Genomic DNA, 13,385 nt, shown 5'->3' with positions numbered 1-13,385 from the left:
TCAAATTGGTGCTTCAGTAAGAGATCTTGCCGGAAGAGCTAAAAATAAAAAATTGGGACCACAGGAAATGGAAGGAAGTACGTTTACAGTATCTAACCTTGGAATGTTTGGTATTACTGAATTTAATTCAATTATCAACCAGCCAAACTCTGCGATCCTTTCTGTAGGTGCAATTGTTGAGAAACCAGTAGTTAAAAATGGTCAGATTGTAGTAGGAAACACAATGATGTTATCATTAGCTTGTGACCACAGAACAATTGACGGTGCAACTGGTGCTCAGTTCTTACAAACATTAAAACAATACATCGAAAGCCCGGTTACAATGCTGGCATAATTCCAATCTCAACCTAAGCTAAATAGAAGGTTATATTTAATAAAATCCCGTTTTGTTTATTCAAAACGGGATTTTATGTTTAATTTTCGTCTTCAAATTCAATACTTTATAAAATGAAAAAACAAATCCTTGCCATTTTATTTCTTTCAGCTATTGCCTGCCAGAAAAAAGATCAAGCAGAAAAACCTACAACTATTATAGATGAACACAGCTATTCTAAACCAGAACTTGCCGTTGTAAAACATCTTGATCTAGATATCAAAGTTGATTTCGAAACACAAACTATTTCAGGGAAAGCATCCTGGTTAATTGACAATATCAGTAAAGGGAATGAGATTATCTTTGACGAAAACACTTTGAATATTACAAAAGTAACTTTAGGAGATGAAGAAAAAGAAACCAAATTCGAGCTTGGTGCAGCTAATGAATTTCACGGAAAACCACTTCATATCACCATCGAACAAAATACTACTAAAGTAAATATTTATTACAGTACAACTAAAGACGCTGTTGCATTGCAATGGCTTACACCAAAACAAACTGCTGATAAAAAGAAACCATTTTTATTTTCGCAGGGAGAAAGTATTTGGTCTCGTACCTGGATTCCTTGCCAGGATTCGCCAGGAATTCGTTTTACTTATAACGCAAAAGTTACCGTTCCTAAAGATTTATTAGCTGTAATGAGCGCTGTAAATCCCCAGAAGAAAAACGACACAGGATTTTATACTTTCAAACAAGATAAAGCAATCCCGTCTTATTTAATGGCGATTGCTGTTGGAGATATCGAATTTCAATCGATCGATAGCAGAACAGGAGTTTATGCAGAACCATCAATGCTGAAAAAATCCGCATGGGAATTTGCTGAACTTGGGAAAATGGTTGTTGCTGCAGAAAAACTGTACGGACCTTACCGTTGGGGACGTTATGACGTATTGGTTTTACCTCCAAGTTTTCCTTACGGTGGAATGGAAAATCCAAATTTAACTTTTTTAACTCCGGGAGTTATCGCAGGCGATCGTTCCCTAACCAGTTTATTGGCACACGAATTAGGTCATAGCTGGAGCGGAAACTTAGTTACCAACGCAACCTGGAACGATATTTGGCTAAATGAAGGTTTCACTACTTATGTAGAGCACAGAATTGGCGAAGCTATTTTTGGCAAGAAAGAATTTGAAATGCAAAATGTTATCACTCGCAAAGAATTGGTTGATAATGTAGCTGAATATGGGGATACAAGTCCCGACACAAGATTAAAAGTATCTTTAACAGGAAGAAATCCAGATGATGGAATTAGTATGATTCCTTATGTAAAAGGATACGCTTTTTTAAGAGTAATCGAAAATGCTGTCGGACGTGAAAAATTTGACATTTTCATTAAAAATTATTTCGACGCACATGCTTTCCATTCGATCACTACTGAGGATTTTATAAAATATTTAAATGAAAATCTAATTAAAGCTGACAAAAAATTAGCAGCCAAAATCAAATTAGAAGACTGGATTTACAAACCCGGAATTCCTTCAAACATCACTCCTGTAAGTTCTGCTGATTTTGATGCGATAGATAAAATTCAAAAAATCTGGAGAGAAACCGGAGTTAAAGGATTGAATCAAAAAATTACAACAACTGCAGAAAAACAGCATTTTATAGATCATCTTCCTGATGATATTACAGCAAAAGAAATGGAAGCAATTGATACTGAATTCAATTTTACAAAAGGCGGTAACTTTATTATCAAACGCCAATGGTTTGTACAGTCCGTAATTCACCAATACAAACCTGCATATCCTGCGATTGAACAATTTTTAATATCAATTAGCAGAACAGGATCAGTAATGATGCTTTACAAAGAAATGGTAAAAACTCATGAAGGGAAAGTTTGGGCAAAACAGGTTTTTGACAAAGCAAAACCTGGTTATCATGCCACAACAATTCAGGCTGTTGAAGGTATTATGAAATAGTTTTCAGTTGCAGTCGCAATTTTCAGACAGCATTTAACTGCTTATTTGGACTGAAAACTCTCAAACAAAAAAACCCCAATTACATTCGTAATTAGGGATTTTTTGTCAATTCTTATTTTTAGCTTCAATCCACTTTGCCATATACTTGGTGCTTTTTAAAGTGTGATGCTGAAGTAAACTTCCCATAAAGTTATGTAAGCGATGATTTTCAGAATCATTCAAAAGCGAATTAACAGCCGAAATTAATCTCTCAGCATATTTTTCCTTTTGATAACATTCATTAACAATGGCAACTCCATTTTTTTGAGATTGTATCCAAAGATTTTCATCTTTGTATAATGAAATGGCATTTTTAGCAAATTCCTCAACATCATCAAGAATAAAACCATTCCAAGGCATACTTGAATGCATTGCTTCAGAGCCAATTGTTGTTGTTACACTTGGGGTTCCGCATTGCATAGCTTCTAATAATTTCCCTTTTAAACCAGCTCCAAAACGTATCGGAGCCAAAACAACTCTGGCTTTTTTAACTACCACATTGGCATCTGCTGCCCTTCCCATAATAAAAAAACCATGTTTAGGCTGATGCAGTTGTAATACTTTTTGCGAAGGATAGGCACCGTAAACTTCTAAAACTGCTTCGGGAAATTGTTTTTTTATGGAAGGCCAAATAGACTCTTTTAAATATTGAACTGTATTCCAATTGGGTTCATGAAGAAAGTTTCCGATGAAAACAAAATTCTTTCGGTCTTCAAAAGAAGGTAATTGCAATAAATCCTGCTCTGACATTTCTTCAACTAAAAAAGGCAAATAATGTAATAAAGCTGAATCGATTTTAAAAACATCTTTTAAAACCTTCATTTCAAATTCAGAAATAATATACGATAAATCACATCGAAAAATACTTGCAATTTCACGTTTTGCCACTTCTTCAGAAAATAAATCATGGCATTCAAAAGATTTGTTCTCTTTGAAAGCTTTTTGCCTTGCGGTTCTTAAACAATGTAAATCTTCTGTGTCTAATAATCGAATTGCTTTAGGGCAATTCTCTGCAACACGCCAGCCAAACTGTTCTTCAATCATAAAACGATCAAATAAAACAACATCCGGATTTAATTCGATTATAAAATCATCAAAACTGGCATTATTGAGTTCGATTGATTCTTTTCTAACGCCAAGTTCAGATAAATTAACCATAAAATCACTGTCTAGGGCCGGACTTGCAAATGTAATGTCAAATTCATTTTGTTTGAAAATTGAAATCAATTGCATCATTCTGCCACCAGCCGCAGATGAATTTGGTTCAGGCCAGACAAAACCAATAATTAAAAGTTTTTTAAGTTGTTTCATTTAATTTGTTTCAAGTTACAAAATAATACTATTTAGGGCGGATTTGCACCATCTTTACAGACTTTCAGTAATAAAAAAAGACTAATTTTGCAAAATACTTTTTCAAGAAAATTATGTTAGGATTAAAATTAGCTACCGATCCGCGATGGGTAAATATAGTCGAATCAAATATCGAAGAAATTTTAACTGATCATGCCTGGTGCGAGCAAAAAGCAGCTTCAAACGCAATCAGTTTAGTTACTTATAACTCTGAATTAGAGGAATTAGTAACAGAAATGCTTGTAATTGCACGAGAAGAACTGGAGCATTTACAAATGGTTCACGATTTAATCAAAAAAAGAGGACTTACTTTGGGGCGTGAACGAAAAGATCATTATGTAAATGAACTTTTTAAATTCATGAAAAAAGACGGAAGCCGTAAAGATGCACTTTGCGATCGCTTATTGTTCTCTGCCATGATTGAAGCCAGAAGCTGTGAGCGTTTTAAAGTTCTCTCTGAAAACATAAAAGATGAAGAATTGGCGAAATTTTATCGCGATTTGATGATTTCTGAAGCTGGTCATTATACAACTTTTTTAGGTTTTGCAAGAAAGTATGCAGATAATGTCGATGTTGACAAGCGTTGGGCAGCTTGGATTGAATTTGAAGGCTCAATTATAACTAACTATGGAAAAAGCGAAACCGTACACGGATAAATTATTATTTATACCTATTTATTAGCAAATTTTATTTTATGACAGCAAATAAAAAGAAATCCATTTTATTAAAAATCGCTAAATATTTTGGAATAACTTTCGTTGTTATTTTAGGATTATTATTTTTAACCCCTATTGTTTTTGCTGACAAAATTAAAGAGCAGATTAAAAAAACCGCCAATCAAAAATTAAGCGCAGAACTAAATTATTCTGATGTTTCTTTATCATTTTTTCATCATTTTCCTTCCTTGACACTAACCTTAAACGATTTAAGCCTTAATGGTTCATCGCCTTATAAAAACGAAAAATTCATTACAGCAAAAGAAGTTTCCTTTGGAATAAATGTCGCCAGTTTAATTTTTAGTAAAGAAGTAAAAATTGATCAGATATATTTATCAGATTCATTTATTAATGTAAAAGTAAATCCGAAAGGAGAAGCGAATTATAACATTTATAAAGCATCACCCCAGACTTCCAATCATAAAGACAGTACTGATGCCTCATTAAAATTAGAAAGAATTGAAATTTTAAACAGCAAAATAATCTATGATGACCAATCGACTAAAGTTCATTTTGATGCTTTTAAATTTAATTACTTAGGAAAAGGAGATCTCGACAAAGACGTATTCGATTTATATTCAAAAGCAAATATCGAGAAACTGAATATTATTTATGAAGACGAGCCTTATTTAATGAACAAAAAGATTGATGCTGATTTAATTACCAAGGTAAATGTAAACTCCTTGTCTTTTTTCTTTCAGCAGAATAATTTAAAAATCAATCAGCTCTTGGTCGATTTTAAAGGAAAATTTGACTTTCTAAAAGAAGGTTACAATATGGATTTTGTTATAAAATCTAACAATAGCAATTTGTATGATGTCTTTACAGCATTTCCTCCAAAATATATTACGTGGCTTTCTAAAACCGAATTAAAAGGAAACACCAACTTACTTTTAACGTTAAAAGGAAATTATATCGCATCACAAAATATAGCACCAGACCTTAATCTGGACATTAAAATAGGCAATGGTTTTGTAAACTATAATAAAAGTGGTTTTCCAATTTCGAACCTAAATTTAGATATAAAGACCAAGATTCCGTCGTTAAACCCTGATTTTGTTATTATCGATGCTAAAAACTTGTCCCTAAATATCTATAAGGATTATTTAAAATCTAAATTCTATCTAAAGGGTATCGAAACTCCTGAAATTAACGGTGATTTTAAAGCCAAAATTGATCTGGAAAAGCTAACCAGTGCATTAGGAATTCCAGATATAATATTAAAAGGCAGTTTAGCAGGGGATATCAAAACCAACGGAAAATTTGATCAGAAAAAGAGACTTTTCCCTGCTGCAAAAGGTTTTATTAAATTAAATAATGGATACATAAAAACCAAATATTATCCAAATGCAATTACCAATATCATTATCAATTCTAAAATCGAAAATCAAAAAGGAACTTTTGATGATTTAAGAATCAATATAAAACCTGCAGAATTTACTTTTGAAGGAAAACCTGTTTTTGTAGCCGCAGATTTGAGCAATCTTGATAATTTAAATTATGATATCAAAGCAAAAGGAGAACTTGATATTAGCAAAATATATAAAGTTTTTTCTCGAAAAGGACTTGATTTGGATGGCTTTGTAAAAGCTGACTTAGCTTTAAAAGGTAAACAAAGTGATGCCGAAAAGGGCAATTACAACAAGTTATATAATAAAGGAACACTTGAACTTAGAAACATTGGCATTGTATCAGAATATCTGCCTCAAAAATTTATTATTAAAGAAGGAGTTTTCAAAATAAATCAGGACAAAATGTCTTTCAATAACTTTTTGGCTGCTTACGGGCAATCTGATTTTAAGATGAATGGCTATCTGCAAAACGTTTTTAATTATGCCATAACTAAAACCGGAATTTTGGGAGGCTCTTTTACGATTTCGGCACGATATATAAATGTTGATGAATTTATGTCAAATACAACAGCTAATACATCGGTAACAGAAACCAAATCTGAATCCCAAGTTCCATCAAGTGAAGTTAAACAAACCGGAGTTATTATTATTCCTGCCAATTTGAATTTGCAATTACTAGCGAATGCCCGAAAAGTATATTTTGATAAATTGAATCTTCAAAATGCCACTGGAAATTTAAAAATGAACAGAGGTAAATTGACGATGCAAAACACCGGGTTTACTTTAATTGGCTGTAATGTGGCTATGAACGCAAACTATCAGGCAATTACACCTCAAAAAGCAAATTTCGATTACAATATTAAAGCATCGGATTTTGATATTAAAAGAGCATATAACGAAATTGAAGTATTTAAAAAAATGGCCAGCGCTGCCGAAAAAGCACAAGGAATTGTTTCTTTGGATTATAAATTGAAAGGTCGTTTAAACGAAAATATGGAACCTGTTTACCCTTCTTTAGTTGGAGGTGGAACACTTTCAGTAAAAGATGTAAAAGTTCGTGGATTGAAAATGTTTAATGCCGTGAGTAAAAAAACAAATTCTGAAGCCATGAAAAATCCTGACGTATCAAAAGTTGATATTAAAACTACCATCAAAAATAACATCATGACTGTTGAGCGTTTTAAATTTAAATTTGCTGGCTTTAGACCAAGAATTGAAGGAACAACAAGTTTAGACGGTAGACTGAATTTAAAAATGCGATTAGGGTTGCCTCCGTTAGGTATTCTTGGAATTCCGTTAACAGTTACCGGAACACAAAATAATCCAAAAATAAAATTGGGACGAAAATCTGATGATCTGAAGGAAACACAAGATATTGAAGAGTAAAAATATTAAAACTACACTTCTTTAAAAATTCTAGATCCCAACTATGTTCGTTTTTTCATTTCAAAAACACTACAAACCATTTTTAAAGTTTACCGCTTTGAAAATGGTTTTTCTTTATCTGGCAATTCCAATAACAATTATACATATACATGTAAAAACAGTAAACTTAAACTCTCTTATCATATATATGATTAGAAAAACAAAAAACCCGTTCTTTTCAAAACGGGTTTTTTTAAAAAAAATTCTTTATGATTATGCTTCGAATGGAAGGATAGATACATAAGATTTGTTATCTTTTTTCTTTTGGAACTTAACAACTCCAGCTACTCTTGCGTGTAGTGTGTGATCTTTACTGATGTAAACGTTTTCACCTGGATTATGTTTTGAACCTCTTTGTCTAACGATGATGTTCCCAGCAATAGCAGCTTGTCCACCAAAAATCTTAACGCCTAAACGTTTTGATTCTGATTCTCTACCATTCTTCGAACTACCGACACCTTTCTTGTGAGCCATGACGTATGAGTTTAAATATTGTTATTATTCTTTAGTAGCTTCTTTTTTTGCTTTTGGAGCTGCTGCTTTTTTTGCTTTTGGAGCTGCTTCAGCTTCAGTAGCCGGAGCCTCTTCTGCTACAACTGCTTTTTTAGCTGCTGCTTTTTTAGTTCCACCTGCTGCAGTAATACCTTCAATTACAATTTGAGTAAGATATTGTCTGTGACCATTTCTCTTTTTGTATCCTTTTCTTCTTTTCTTTTTGAAAACGATAACTTTATCTCCTTTTAAGTGTTGTAACACTTTAGCTTCTACAGAAGCACCTTCTATAGCTGGGGCGCCTAAAGTTACGCTTCCGTTATCATCAACTAAAAGAACTTTGTCAAAAGAAACTTTTGAACCTTCTTCGTTAGTTAAACGGTTAACATAAACCTTTAAGTCTTTGCTTACTTTAAATTGTTGCCCTGCTATCTCTACGATTGCATACATACCAAATTGATTTATTGATTTTTAAGGTTGCAAATATACGATTAATAATTTACTGTGCAATCTCTTATTTCAAAAATATTTTTCATTCTTTAAAGTCTGCTTTTCAAGCTCTTTCACCTCTTTTTTAAATTGATTCAGAAGTAAAAGATTGTTAAAATACATCCAAAATAAAGCCCTGATCTAAAATAACAAACAAAAAAACTTATTTTTGATGTAACATAAATCAACTCTTGGATACCTACAGTTATAGGTAAATATAAATTATTAATCTTTATGAAAAATTCAATAATGATGTTAAGTGCTGCAATATTGCTTGGCGGAGTAGCTCATGCTCAAAAAGTAGCTTTCGAAGAATACAATTTAGACAACGGCATGCATGTTATTTTGCACAATGATTCTTCTGCCCCTGTTGTTATAACTTCTGTAATGTATCATGTAGGATCAAAAGATGAGCGTCCTGACCGAACTGGTTTTGCACATTTCTTTGAACATTTATTATTTGAAGGGACCGAAAATATAAAACGTGGCGAATGGATGAAAATCGTTACCGCAAATGGAGGTGTAAACAATGCCAATACATCAGATGACAGAACCTATTATTATGAAGTTTTTCCATCAAATAGCCTAGAACTTGGTTTATGGATGGAATCTGAACGATTGATGCATCCAATTATCAACAAAATTGGTGTTGACACACAAAATGAAGTTGTAAAAGAAGAAAAAAGAATGCGTTACGACAATCAGCCTTACGGAAATATTTTACCTGAGGTTAAAAAGTACATGTTCAAAAATCACCCATATCGCTGGACGACTATTGGCTCTATGAAAGACCTTGATGCTGCCACTCTGGAAGAATTTCAGGGTTTCAATAAAAAATTCTACACCCCAAACAATGCCGTTTTAGTTGTTGCCGGTGATTTTGATAAAGCTAAAACCAAAGAATGGATTCAGAAATATTTTGGACCAATTCCGAAAGGAGAAGTGGTAAAAAAACAAACTTTTACTGAAGAACCAATTACACAAACTATCAAAGCATCTTACGAAGATCCGAATATCCAGATCCCAATGATCGTCGCTTCTTACAGGACTCCATCAATGAAAACAAGAGATGCAAGGGTCTTAGACTTAATATCATCTTATTTAAGTGATGGAAAAAGTTCCAAATTATACAAAAAAATAGTTGATGATAAAAAAATGGCCCTTCAAATTGGGGCTGTTGGTTTTAGTCAGGAAGATTACGGAATGTATATTTTGTATGGCTTACCGATGGGAACTTACACCACTGCCGACATCTTAAAAGAAATGGACGAGGAAATTGTAAAAATTCAAACCGATTTGATTTCTGAAAAAGACTATCAAAAATTGCAAAATAAATTCGATAATAATTTTGTTAATGCAAACGCAAGTGTTGAAGGAATTGCCGAAAACCTGGCTTCTTATTATTTGCTTTATGGAGATGTAAATCTTATTAATACCGAAATTGACCTCTACCACTCTATTACCAGAGAAGAAATTAGAGAAATAGCTAAAAAGTATTTAAACCCTAATCAGCGTTTAATGTTAGATTATGTTCCTTCAACAAAAGTTCAAAACTAAGCTTCGAATCATGAAAAAAATACATACAGTTTTAATCCTTTTATTCCTAACTGGAATTATGCAAGCACAAGATCGTACACAACCAAAGCCAGGAAATTCACCAGTAGTTAACATCAAAAAACCGCAAACTTTTGTTTTAGCAAATGGCATGAAAGTCTTGGTGGTTGAAAACCATAAATTACCAAGAGTAAGTTTTAATCTTACACTGGATAACGCTCCTTTTACTGAAGGAAACAAAAAAGGTGTTGAAGAATTAACCAGTAGTTTAATTGGAAACGGAACCAAAAAAACCACAAAAGAAGCTTTTAATGAAGAAATTGACTTTTACGGAGCCAATATAAATTTTACATCATCAGGCGCTTACGCCAGTTCACTTTCGAAATATTCAGGACGTATTTTAGAATTATTGGCCGAAGGTGCTTTACAACCCAATTTTACTCAGACAGAATTTGATAAAGAGAAAGCAAAATTATTAGAAGGGCTTAAAGCCGATGAAAAAAGTGTTCCTGCCATCTCTAATCGCGTTGTTGATGTTTTAGCTTTTGGAAGAAATCATCCTTCAGGAGAATATTTATCTGAAGAAACTGTGAAAAATGTTACACTTTCAGATGTTCAGGCAAACTATAATACTTATTTTGTACCTGAAAACGCTTATTTAGTTGTGATTGGTGACATTAAATTTAAGGAAACAAAAGCTGCTGTAGAAAAACTTTTTGGCGGATGGAAAAAACAAGCAGCACCAAAAAACACATACCCAAATCCTGAGAATGTTTCTCAACTTCAAATTGATTTTGTAGATGTTCCAAATGCAGTTCAATCTGAAATTTCATTGGTAAATACCGTAAATTTAAAAATGAGCGATCCTGATTTTTTCCCTGCTGTAATTGCAAATCAAATTTTAGGCGGTGATTTTAACAGTTACCTGAATATGAATTTACGTGAACAGCATGCCTGGACATACGGAGCTAGTTCAAATATTGGAAGCGGAAAATACGTTACTAAATTCAAAGCTTCTTCTGCTGTCAGAAATGCTGTTACAGATAGTGCCGTTGTGGAATTTGTAAAAGAAATTAAACGAATTAGAACCGAAAAAGTCTCTGAAGACGTATTAAAAAACGTAAAAGCAGGGTACATCGGAAGATTTGTGATGCAGGTTGAAAAACCTCAGACTGTTGCACGTTATGCTTTAAATATCGAAACAGAAAAGCTTCCTGCAGATTTCTACGAAAAATATATTCAGACCATTAACAATGTTACTTCTGATGATGTTTATCGTGTCGCCAATAAATATTTTCCGATCGATAATATGAGAATTGTAATTGTAGGTAAAGCATCTGAAGTACTTCCCGGCTTAGAAAAACTACAAATTCCGATTTCCTATTTTGATAAATACGGAAATCCAACTACCAAACCTGTTACCAAAAAAGAAGCTCCGGCAGGAATTACAGCAAAAATTGTTTTTGAGAATTACATTAAAGCAATTGGTGGCGAAAAAGCCGTTTCTACTGTAAAAACTTTGTTTATGAACGGAACGACAACAATTCCTCAGGCTCCAGCTCCTTTGACTTTTGTTTCAAAATTAGATTCAAAAGGAAAAATGATGGTTTCGCTTTCTATGGGAAGTATGGCTTTGATGAAACAAGTTGTAAACGATAAAGGTGCTTATGTTGAACAACAAGGGCAGCGCAAAAATTTAGAAGGTACAGATTTAGCCGAAATGAAAGCCAACGCAGCTCCTTTTGAGGAATTACAATTAAGCAAAAGAACAGATTTAACCGTTGGCGGAATTGAACAAATAAACGGCAATGATGCTTACTCAATAAAGGATGGCAATACAGTTTACTTTTATGATGTGAAATCAGGTTTAAAAGTAGCCGAAACCAAAGTAAAAGAACAAAGCGGACAATCAACTACACAAACCACATACTTCAATGATTATAAAGAAGTAAAAGGCGTAAAAGTTCCCTTCAACTTAATACAAAATGCGGGTTTTGAATTAGACATTAAAATGTCTGAAATTAAAATTAACGAAGGAGTTACTGAGAAAGATTTCCTTTAAAAAGATCCTGAGTTTCTAAGTTACTGAGATCACAATACTCATCTTAACACAAGGCTGTCAATTACGACAGCCTTTGTTATTTATATTTTTGTCAGGCTGAGCAAAGTCGAATACCCATTCCAATTAGCAAGCAGTCAACTTCGCTCAGCCTGACATCCGTTAAAACAAAAACTTATTATTTTCTAGCAGACAAATAAACTCCAATTAAAATGACAAATGCCCCGAAAAACTGAATTGGCGTTAGCATTTCATTATCTAATAATCCCCAGAAGAAAGCGACTATCGGAATTAAATACGTTACAGATGTAGCGAACACTGGCGAAGACATTTGGATTAATTTAAAGAACAATACATTCGCAATTCCGGTTCCCAAAACACCCAAAATCATTACAAACAAAATAGAATGATGTGTTGCTTCTATATTCATTTTTTGAGAAATATCAGTTGTGCTTAAAATGATTAATGCTGGCAGAAGCAATACTGCAAAATTTCCTGTGGTAATACTTAATGAATTTAAATCAGATAAATATTTTTTGATCAGATTTACATTAATAGCATAACAAAGCGTTGCGACTACTACTAAAATTTGGTAATAATAATTTTGTCCGGAATGATCTGAAGCTCCGTTTAAAACCAATAACAAACAACCAATCAATCCGATAAAGACACCCAAAACCTGACGTTTTTGAAACTGAATTCCGAAAAATATAATTCCTAAAACAAGGGTATTTAAAGGTGTGAGTGAATTTAAAATAGCCACAATCGAACTATCAACCTGAGTCTCGGCAATTGCAAAAAAGAAAGCTGGAATAAAGGTTCCAAAGACAGAAGTTAAAGCAACAAATTTCCATTGACGATGCGAAATTTTCTTCAAACTTTTAAAACCGACAATCAATAGAAATAAAGCAGCAAAAATAATTCGGAGAGAACCCACCTGAATAGCCGTTAAACCAACCAATCCTCTTTTAATTAAAATAAAAGAGCTTCCCCAAATTAGCGAAAGTAAGAATAAATAAAACCACTTTAATTGTTTTGAATCCATAAACCAAATTTTGATACAAATTTGTAATAATTTTATGAACTGACCTTCTGTTTTTTATTAATTTTGTAAAAAGACACAACTATCATATTAAAAATCATATATAATGAAATTCACAAAAATCATAGCGACTGTGGCAATTGCAGGTTTAGTATTCGTAAGTTGCAAAAAAGAAGAAGATAAAAATCTGGCGAATATAAAAACTATAGAAACAGCGCCTAAAGAAAACAAAGTAATTGCACCTGAAAATGTACAAACCGCAAGTTTTAATATCGAAGGTATGACGTGTGCTGTTGGATGTGCAAAAACAATTGAACAGGAATTGTCTGATTTAGAAGGCGTAGAAAAAGCAACTGTAGATTTTGACAAAAAACTAGCTACAGTTACATTTGACAAAACAGTTCAAAATCCTGACTCTTTAACAAAAGTTGTTCAGGCAACCGGAGATGGAAAAACCTATAAAGTTTCAAATATCAAATCGTAATCAAAATTATTTTGTCTCGTCCTAAAAAAACGATACTGATTATTAGATAAAAATAATTAATTAAACAGTTGCAAGAACGTTCTTGCAA

The 13,385-nt window shown here is 32.9% G+C and carries 11 protein-coding genes; 7 read left to right on the top strand and 4 right to left on the bottom strand.

The window, feature by feature from the left end; genetic code table 11:
* Positions 1 to 334, top strand: a 334-nt coding sequence (locus ACEN2I_RS19600; RefSeq protein WP_441767776.1) for a 2-oxo acid dehydrogenase subunit E2, incomplete at its 5' end; no start/stop codon positions are given.
* A 113-nt stretch (positions 335 to 447) separates the two neighbouring features.
* Positions 448 to 2,295 (top strand): leukotriene A4 hydrolase C-terminal domain-containing protein, encoded by a 1,848-nt coding sequence (locus ACEN2I_RS19595; protein ID WP_441767775.1) that lies wholly within the window; start codon positions 448 to 450, stop codon positions 2,293 to 2,295.
* Positions 2,296 to 2,400: 105 nt separating this feature from the next.
* On the opposite strand, the gene ACEN2I_RS19590 is transcribed toward ACEN2I_RS19595, so the two are convergent.
* On the bottom strand, positions 2,401 to 3,645 hold the full coding sequence (locus tag ACEN2I_RS19590) for a glycosyltransferase family 4 protein (RefSeq protein WP_441767774.1): 1,245 nt from the start codon (positions 3,643 to 3,645) through the stop codon (positions 2,401 to 2,403).
* Positions 3,646 to 3,758: 113 nt separating this feature from the next.
* Between ACEN2I_RS19590 and ACEN2I_RS19585 the strand changes: the two genes are divergently transcribed.
* Positions 3,759 to 4,340 carry a tRNA-(ms[2]io[6]A)-hydroxylase gene (locus ACEN2I_RS19585; RefSeq protein ID WP_441767773.1) on the top strand — a complete coding sequence of 194 codons (582 nt, stop codon included), beginning with the start codon at positions 3,759 to 3,761 and terminating at the stop codon, positions 4,338 to 4,340.
* Positions 4,341 to 4,378: 38 nt separating this feature from the next.
* The gene (locus ACEN2I_RS19580; protein ID WP_441767772.1) at positions 4,379 to 7,138 is read left to right on the top strand and encodes a hypothetical protein; all 2,760 of its coding nucleotides are present in this window, start codon (positions 4,379 to 4,381) and stop codon (positions 7,136 to 7,138) included.
* 252 nt (positions 7,139 to 7,390) lie between these two features.
* Here ACEN2I_RS19580 and rpmA read toward each other — a convergent pair whose 3' ends face one another.
* Positions 7,391 to 7,651 carry a 50S ribosomal protein L27 gene (gene rpmA, locus ACEN2I_RS19575; RefSeq protein WP_017497241.1) on the bottom strand — a complete coding sequence of 87 codons (261 nt, stop codon included), beginning with the start codon at positions 7,649 to 7,651 and terminating at the stop codon, positions 7,391 to 7,393.
* 24 nt (positions 7,652 to 7,675) lie between these two features.
* Positions 7,676 to 8,119 carry a 50S ribosomal protein L21 gene (gene rplU / locus ACEN2I_RS19570; RefSeq protein WP_294925153.1) on the bottom strand — a complete coding sequence of 148 codons (444 nt, stop codon included), beginning with the start codon at positions 8,117 to 8,119 and terminating at the stop codon, positions 7,676 to 7,678.
* Positions 8,120 to 8,392: 273 nt separating this feature from the next.
* On the opposite strand from rplU, the gene ACEN2I_RS19565 reads away from it, so the two are divergent.
* Entirely contained in the window at positions 8,393 to 9,715 is a 1,323-nt protein-coding gene (locus ACEN2I_RS19565; protein WP_441767771.1) for a M16 family metallopeptidase, read from the top strand.
* Between the two features lie 10 nt (positions 9,716 to 9,725).
* A complete protein-coding gene (locus ACEN2I_RS19560; RefSeq protein WP_441767770.1) occupies positions 9,726 to 11,774 on the top strand; it encodes an insulinase family protein in 2,049 nt (682 codons plus the stop codon).
* Between the two features lie 175 nt (positions 11,775 to 11,949).
* Here ACEN2I_RS19560 and ACEN2I_RS19555 read toward each other — a convergent pair whose 3' ends face one another.
* Positions 11,950 to 12,816 carry a DMT family transporter gene (locus ACEN2I_RS19555; RefSeq protein WP_441767769.1) on the bottom strand — a complete coding sequence of 289 codons (867 nt, stop codon included), beginning with the start codon at positions 12,814 to 12,816 and terminating at the stop codon, positions 11,950 to 11,952.
* Positions 12,817 to 12,919: 103 nt separating this feature from the next.
* Here ACEN2I_RS19555 and ACEN2I_RS19550 point away from each other — a divergent pair, with 103 nt between their 5' ends.
* Positions 12,920 to 13,297, top strand: a complete 378-nt coding sequence (locus ACEN2I_RS19550; RefSeq protein WP_441767768.1) for a heavy-metal-associated domain-containing protein — start codon at positions 12,920 to 12,922, stop codon at positions 13,295 to 13,297.
* The last annotated feature ends 88 nt before the right edge of the window (positions 13,298 to 13,385 follow it).

The sequence above is a fragment of the Flavobacterium sp. W22_SRS_FK3 genome, from assembly GCF_052113665.1.
Taxonomy (GTDB): domain Bacteria; phylum Bacteroidota; class Bacteroidia; order Flavobacteriales; family Flavobacteriaceae; genus Flavobacterium.
The sequence above is the reverse complement of the archived record's forward strand: the minus strand, read 5'-3'. Positions and strand labels throughout refer to the sequence as shown.

Bases quoted from the DNA above. Each gene is read 5' to 3' on its own strand.
- ACEN2I_RS19595 (WP_441767775.1), top strand. From the start codon at position 448: ATGAAAAAACAAATCCTTGCCATTTTATTTCTTTCAGCTATTGCCTGC.
- ACEN2I_RS19590 (WP_441767774.1), bottom strand. From the start codon at position 3,645: ATGAAACAACTTAAAAAACTTTTAATTATTGGTTTTGTCTGGCCTGAA.
- ACEN2I_RS19585 (WP_441767773.1), top strand. From the start codon at position 3,759: ATGTTAGGATTAAAATTAGCTACCGATCCGCGATGGGTAAATATAGTC.
- ACEN2I_RS19580 (WP_441767772.1), top strand. From the start codon at position 4,379: ATGACAGCAAATAAAAAGAAATCCATTTTATTAAAAATCGCTAAATAT.
- rpmA (WP_017497241.1), bottom strand. From the start codon at position 7,651: ATGGCTCACAAGAAAGGTGTCGGTAGTTCGAAGAATGGTAGAGAATCA.
- rplU (WP_294925153.1), bottom strand. From the start codon at position 8,119: ATGTATGCAATCGTAGAGATAGCAGGGCAACAATTTAAAGTAAGCAAA.
- ACEN2I_RS19565 (WP_441767771.1), top strand. From the start codon at position 8,393: ATGAAAAATTCAATAATGATGTTAAGTGCTGCAATATTGCTTGGCGGA.
- ACEN2I_RS19560 (WP_441767770.1), top strand. From the start codon at position 9,726: ATGAAAAAAATACATACAGTTTTAATCCTTTTATTCCTAACTGGAATT.
- ACEN2I_RS19555 (WP_441767769.1), bottom strand. From the start codon at position 12,816: ATGGATTCAAAACAATTAAAGTGGTTTTATTTATTCTTACTTTCGCTA.
- ACEN2I_RS19550 (WP_441767768.1), top strand. From the start codon at position 12,920: ATGAAATTCACAAAAATCATAGCGACTGTGGCAATTGCAGGTTTAGTA.